Source organism: Streptomyces ureilyticus (genome assembly GCF_011045025.1).
Classification (GTDB): domain Bacteria; phylum Actinomycetota; class Actinomycetes; order Streptomycetales; family Streptomycetaceae; genus Streptomyces; species Streptomyces ureilyticus.
This window is the reverse complement of sequence record NZ_JAAKZX010000341.1, coordinates 1-6,365: the sequence shown is the minus strand read 5'-3', so window position 1 is coordinate 6,365 and position 6,365 is coordinate 1. Positions and strand designations below refer to the sequence as shown.

6 protein-coding genes are annotated in these 6,365 nt (G+C 71.1%); 3 read left to right on the top strand and 3 right to left on the bottom strand.

What is annotated here, in order from left to right:
- The coding region (locus G6048_RS46005; RefSeq protein ID WP_328828949.1) for a response regulator at positions 1 to 341 on the bottom strand (341 nt) is incomplete at its 3' end.
- Complete coding sequence (locus tag G6048_RS46000; RefSeq protein WP_165345573.1) at positions 284 to 2,368, bottom strand: sensor histidine kinase; 2,085 nt, start codon at positions 2,366 to 2,368, stop codon at positions 284 to 286. The genes G6048_RS46005 and G6048_RS46000, both read right to left, overlap by 58 nt.
- Positions 2,369 to 2,698: 330 nt before the next feature.
- Between G6048_RS46000 and G6048_RS45995 the strand changes: the two genes are divergently transcribed.
- Positions 2,699 to 2,980 (top strand): hypothetical protein, encoded by a 282-nt coding sequence (locus G6048_RS45995; RefSeq protein ID WP_165345572.1) that lies wholly within the window; start codon positions 2,699 to 2,701, stop codon positions 2,978 to 2,980.
- 135 nt (positions 2,981 to 3,115) lie between these two features.
- On the opposite strand, the gene G6048_RS45990 is transcribed toward G6048_RS45995, so the two are convergent.
- Positions 3,116 to 4,042 (bottom strand): hypothetical protein, encoded by a 927-nt coding sequence (locus G6048_RS45990; RefSeq protein ID WP_235991106.1) that lies wholly within the window; start codon positions 4,040 to 4,042, stop codon positions 3,116 to 3,118.
- Between the two features lie 6 nt (positions 4,043 to 4,048).
- On the opposite strand from G6048_RS45990, the gene G6048_RS45985 reads away from it, so the two are divergent.
- Both G6048_RS45985 and G6048_RS45980 read left to right on the top strand, forming a co-directional pair.
- Positions 4,049 to 4,963: a vanadium-dependent haloperoxidase gene (locus G6048_RS45985; protein WP_165345571.1), complete on the top strand. Its 915-nt coding sequence runs from the start codon at positions 4,049 to 4,051 to the stop codon at positions 4,961 to 4,963.
- 141 nt (positions 4,964 to 5,104) lie between these two features.
- Complete coding sequence (locus G6048_RS45980) at positions 5,105 to 5,836, top strand: DUF7873 family protein (protein WP_165345570.1); 732 nt, start codon at positions 5,105 to 5,107, stop codon at positions 5,834 to 5,836.
- Positions 5,837 to 6,365: the final 529 nt, after the last annotated feature.

Sequence of the window (6,365 nt, the reverse complement as noted above, 5' to 3'; positions counted from 1 at the left end):
GCTGTGAACGTGTCGATGAGACGGCGGGTGATCGCGGGCGCCAGCATGGCCTCGCCGGAGACCACCACCCTGAGCGCCGTGAGGAGTTCGGCCGGCTCTGCGTCCTTGAGGAGGAAGCCGGAGGCGCCGGCGCGCAGAGCCTCGTAGACGTACGAGTCGAGGTCGAAGGTGGTCAGGACGAGCACCCGGGGTACGTGGCCCGACGTCGGGCCGGTCAGGAGACTCGTCGCCGTCAGGCCGTCCATGCCGGGCATGCGGATGTCCATCAGGACCACGTCCGGGGTCAGGCGGCCGGCCAGCGTGACCGCTTCGGCGCCGTCACCCGCCTCGCCGACCACCACGAAGTCCGGCTCCGCGTCGACGATGGCCGCGAACCCCGCGCGGACCACGGCCTGGGTGGGCTCGTGGGCGGGGCGTCGGCAGGGGTGCCGTCGCGCAGGTTGCCCAGGAGCTCGCGCATCGCCGCCAGAGACTCACGGGCCGCCGGGGCCACGTCGTCGAGCCGGCCCTCCTCGGCGGCGGTGACCACTTCGGCGGTCCGGTCGAGGACCGCGGCGCGCAGCCCGGCGGCGACCCTCTGCCGTTCCGCGTGGGCCGCGGCGAGCGCCTCGTGGACGACCGCGCCCAGCTCGCCGTCCTCGCGGCGGGCGATGCGCCCGCGCCGGGACCGGACGACAAAGCCCGCCAGCCACGCGCAGCCGAACAGCGGCAGCAGCATCACCGTCAGGGCGAACACGGTGATCCCCACGACGAGGGTTCCGGCCGGGTCCCCGTCGATGGTGCCGTCCCGCGCCGCTGTCACCGACACCGCGCCGGCCAGTATCGGCGCCGCCGCCGGCACCGATGCCCAAGTCGCCCACGGATCACGGCCGTACGCCCCCACCGCGTACACCCCGCCCACCAGGGCGCAGGCGCCCGCGATCAGGGCCAGCCAGGGATCCGCGTCGGAGCCGGGCGCCCACGGCCACAGCCAGGCTCCCGCGAGCAACGCGGCCAGCACCGGCCAGGGCGCCGCCCGCCGCCACAGCAACGGCAGCAGCTGCACGATCAGCAGCGCGCCCAGCAGCAACAGACCGGGCGCGTCCCGGTCCTCGGTGAACAGGAACGCGGCCGGGAGGATCCCGGCGGCCGGCAGCCAGGCGTGCGAGGCGAGGCGCCAGTCCAGCGCCCTGCCCCGCCCGGTCGAGGGCCGTGCGATCTGCCCGGGGTGGGCCGGCAGTTCCGCCCGTACCGACCAGCCGCCGGCCGGGCCCGCTCCCGGCCCGGCGGTCACCGTGCCGCCGACCGCCTCGGCGCGCTCGCGCATACCGGTCATGCCCCGCCCCGAGCTAAGACCCCGGCCGTCGGCGCCGGGTGCGGCCTCCAGGTTCGTACGGGCCCCTCCGTCGTCGTCGACGGTGAGTGCCAGCCATCCGTCGCCCAGGTCCTGCAGGCCGACTCGTACGACCGCCCCCGGGGCGTAGCGCAGCGTGTTCGTGAGGGCCTCCCTGGCGATGCCGAACACCGCCTCCGTCACCTGCGCGCCGGCTGCCGCCGCGCCCGCGACGTCCGTGATCTCCACTCGCTGTCCGAGGCGGATGAAGCCGCCGGCGAGTTCCTCGAGCCGGGTACCCAGCGGCACGTCGTCGCCCTCCTCGGCGGCCCCCAGGGAGGTAACCAGGCGCTGCACGGTGACCTGGGTCTCGCGACCGGTGCGGGCGGCGAAGTCGAGGGCCTCGGCGGCCAGTTCGGGACGGCTGGCGGCGAGGTGCAGGGCGGCCTCCGCGGTGACGACCACGGAGGTGAGGTGGTGCGCGCTGACGTCATGCAACTCCCGTGCCAGCCTGCGCCGTTCACTCTCCCCCGCCTGCTGCCCCTCGGCCCGGGCCCGGGCCAGGCGGGCGGCGGCCCGGGCTCGTGCGGCCGACTGGTGGGCGCGGCCCCGCCCGAGCCCGACGACTCCCAGCTGGAACGCGACGGCGACGGTCAGGTCGACACCGGCCATGAGGCTCGCCCCGTCGACGGCGAAGCCGACCAGACCCTGGTAGCAGACGAGGACGCCGACCGCCCTCAGCGTCACCGGCAGGGTGGTGCGGGCGGCGACCGTGTACACGGCCACCAAGTCGGCCACGATGACGAACACCTGGACCGCGTCCGAGGCCGACGTCAACAGGGCCAGTCCATAGAACGCGGAGACCCCTGCCAGCGCCACCAGCGGCACCCGCCGTCGCAGAGCCAGCGCGATGGTCGTCCCGGCCGCCACGACGAGGGTGACCCCCAGGTCCTCGCGGTAGACGCCGTAGCCTCCGTCCAGTACCTCCGGTCCCGGCCACACCAGAAGGAAGGCAGCGACGACCAGCGGCAGCAGCCAGTTCCGTAGGGTCTCCATGAGGGCCTGAGCCTACGACGCGCCCTCTCGGCCACACGTCCTGCGCCGGAACGACCCGTCCCCGGCCGCGTCCACCTTCCGATAGAGACGGCAGGCCGGGGCGACCACCCTCCGGCACGCGCGACCCCGCCGACGAGGCGAGACGACGCGGCTCGCGCACGTTCACGCGATGAGTTCCGAAAGGGCCGCCGGCATCAAGGCCCTGGCCCCGGACGACATCTGGGTTCTCGACGGCGAGACCAGGGCGTACCTCTGGGACGGCACCCGCTGGACTGCCATGGACCTGCCCGCCACCGTCACCGCACTCGACGGCTTCGCCTCCGACGACCTGTGGGCGGTCGGCAGCCGCCGACCGCGGCCGGCCACGCCGTCCGCGACGGCGAGCGCGGTGAGGTCCTCAGCGCACGCAAGTACCTCACCGTGTACGGCAGTTGCGAACGAATCGCGGATCCAGAGCCATCGCGCGGCTACGGGACCAAGGGAAAGGCGTGGTTCCGGCTGAACGCCATCACGGCGGTTCCGGGCACCGACAAGATCCTCGGAGTCGGCTCCGTGGCGTCGGCGAGTAGCGACCCCGCGTACAAGGTCATCATCGTCAGCCTGAAGTGGTGAGGCGGAGGCCACAGCAGCTACCTGAATTCGTCAGCGAGATTCAGCGGGTTGCAGCGAGCACTTTGTGCAGGAACTCCGTGAGCGTGTGCGTCGCCGTGTTGTGCGCAGTCGCGGCGAACAGCGGGTCCAGATGATTCATGCTGCTGTCCGATTCGTAGATTCCGTACGGCACACGGGAGTTGGCCGCCACCTTGCGGGCCGCCTCCAGGACCGTGCCCTTCGAGTAGCTGTGCCGAAGGCATAGAGCGGTACGTCGATCTCGGTGGCGTGAATCAGGCGCAGGTCCAGGGAACGGGCGAGGCCGGTGTCGGCGTAGACGTCGGCGACGTCGAGGTCCACGGACAGTCGGGCGGGCCAGTACCACTCCCAGACGCCCGGCACCGGACCGGCGTACGCCTCGGTGACGCGCGAGATCGGCGTGATCCCCGCGTCGACCCAGCCACGTACGCCACTGCTGTCCGCGCTCTCGGCGATGTGCCCGGAGTGGACGCTGATGTCGTTGGGCCAGCCGAACCCGGCGTCGACGAGGAGACCGAGCAGGGCGGCGTTGCTGACCGGGAACGAGGGCCGCAGGGCGTCCGGCAAGCGGGGCTGGAGCACGGAGCGGGCGCCCGGATCCTGCCGGGCGTACCATCCGGCGAGCTGGTACCAGATTTGCGTGCTCTCGGCCCGGCCGCCCAGCCCGACCCCGGTCAGGGTCATGTCGAAGACAGCCCCGCCGTCGATCGCCGCGAGTCGCTGCCGGACCTCCTCCGGCGAGCCCTGCGCGGGCGCACCGGTCCCGTCGAACGCCCCGAGCACCCCGCCGTCGATCACTGCGAGGCCGGCCAGATCGCGAAATCCGGGGTGCCCCGCGAAGTCCCAGGCGGCGTACGCCAATGCACTGGTGGCGCCCCAGGAGTGGCCACCCAGCACCACGCGCCGACTCCCGCCGGCCCGGGCGGCGAGCACGACCGCACGGAGGTCGTCGAGGGTGAGTCCCAGGCCCCACTTGGCGGCGAAGGCGGAAGCGGCCGGGTCCTGGGAGCGATAGTGATCATCGACTACTTTCCGGCGTCCCAACAGGCGTTGAGCTCCGATTACGCCGCGTCGCTCGCGAAGATCCGCGAAGGGGTCGGCAAGACGCACGGCATCCGGGCGGGAAAGGCGGCCGCCGCCACCCTGGTGCGGCTGCGTACGGGTGATGGCCGCGGCGCCGACGTGACGCTGGACGTGACTCCCGCACCGGGGGTGTGGCGGCCGACGCCGCCCGCGTTCGCGCCGATGGCCTTTCCCTGGCTGAGGTTCGTCCGGCCGCTGCTGCTCAAGTCCCCGACGCAGATCCGTCTGGCCGGCCCTGACGCACTGAACAGCGCCGCCTACACCCGGGACTTCAACGAGGTGAAGGCGGTCGGCGTGGCGTCCGGCGGCAGTCGTACACCGGCGCAGACCGAGACCGCCAGGTTCTGGAACGACAACCTGCCCCGCCAGTTCCAGACCGCGTTCCGTGACCAGGCCGGCCGCCGGTATCTGGACATCGCCGACAGCGCGCGGATGTTCGCCCTCCTCAACGCGACCACCGCGGACGCGGCCATCGCCTGCTGGCGCGGCAAGTACGACCACGCCTACTGGCGTCCGAGCACCGCGATCCAACTCGCCGACACCGACTCCAACCCGGCCACCGCACGCGACCCGGTGTGGAGCCCGCTGGTCCCGAACCCGCCCTACCCGGACTACCCGAGCGGACACGCCTGCCTCACCGGCGCCACCACGGCCGCCCTCAGCCACCTGTTCGGGGCGCGGCACATCGACCTGACGGTGGACTCCGCCGTCACCGGCACGACCCGGCACTACGCCACCACGGACGCGCTGAACCAGGAGACGAAGAATGCCCGGGTCTGGCTGGGCATCCACTTCCGCAAGGCGATGACCGACGACAACCAGCTGGGCCGCGAAGTCTCCCGCTGGGCACTGAGGCACTACTTCCGGCCCGCCGGCCGGTGACCTCCCACTGCGGAAGCCACGCGCTCGGCCCGCCAGGGCTTCGGGCTCCCGTGGGACGAGACCCTCGACGACATCGCTGACAAGGAACCTCGTCGAATACTCCTTCGTAAAAGCCCACTTGCCGCTGCTACCGTCTCCGACGTGGCGAAACTCAATCAGATCATCGCAGTCGAGAAGGGCGTCAAAGCCAAGTCACACCAGGACCTGACGGCCGCTCATCACGGGCTGCAGAAGCCTGCCCTGCTGGCCGGTATCTCGCGTACGTATCAGCCCAAGGACGAGGAGGGTGAGCAGCTGCCGCCCGAGTCGACTCGGGTGCAGGTGAAGGCTGAGGATGTGCTGCGGGACACCGCGGCCACCCTTACGCGGCTGTTCGATGTGACCGCCACCAAGGACTGGGCCAACTGCACGGCCAGGGCGGACATCAGCGTCGACGGGCGGGTGCTCGTCGCCGATGTGCCGGTGTCCTATCTGCTGTTTCTGGAGAAGCAGCTCACCGATCTCAACACCTTTGTGCGGAAGCTGCCGGTGCTCGACGCCTCCGAGTCGTGGGGACAGGACCCGTCCACCGACGCCTGGAAGACCGAGCCGGTCCGGACGCTTCGTACGAAGAAGGTGCCTCGGAACCATGTGAAGGCCGAAGCGACCGACAAGCATCCGGCGCAGGTCGAGGTGTACTACGAGGACATACCGGTCGGTTATTGGACGACCGTCAAGTTCTCGGGTGCCCTTCCTGCCCGGCGCGTGAACGAACTGCTCGACCGGGTCGAGAAGTTGCAGCAGGCCGTCAAGTTCGCCCGGGAAGAGGCGAACGGTGTCGAGGTCGTCGACCAGCGGGTCGGTGACGCCGTGTTCGGCTACCTGTTCGGGTAGCCTCAGAGACTCCCCGGCCATCAGAGTCACCTCGGCCGGGGTGCGCGAGGAGCGCAAAGCTGAAGCTGAGGCTTGTCGTGACTGAGCGGTCCCGGATCAGGGACCGCGATTCAATCTCAGACTATTGCTCCAGACTCAGCATTCGCCGCCGATCGCCGGATCGACCGGGCCCGGGCCTCGGACGTCGAAATGCCGGTTCAAGTCCGGCCCGCACAGCTCGATGTGCGGTGGTCCAAAGGCAGGACGCGGCGACTTCAGACTGACCTGGGTCCTCAAGCGTGCCGGCGTGCGACATGGGCGGCAGATCAGGGCTCGGGGGCCGGCTACGCCCCCGGGTCCGCTCCGACAGCCGTAGACCCGGATTGCGTTCATAAAGAACGCGGCCTCCCCGCCATCCGTCACCTCGCTGAAATGCGAGAGTTGCATTTGCTCCAGGTTCGCGACCTACCGTGGGCAGCACACAACACCGCCCGGCCGACGTCGCCCGAAGGCACACCCCCGCCCTCGTACTGACAGGAGCCCCGTGTCC

Bases quoted from the DNA above. Each gene is read 5' to 3' on its own strand.
- G6048_RS46000 (WP_165345573.1), bottom strand. From the start codon at position 2,368: ATGGAGACCCTACGGAACTGGCTGCTGCCGCTGGTCGTCGCTGCCTTC.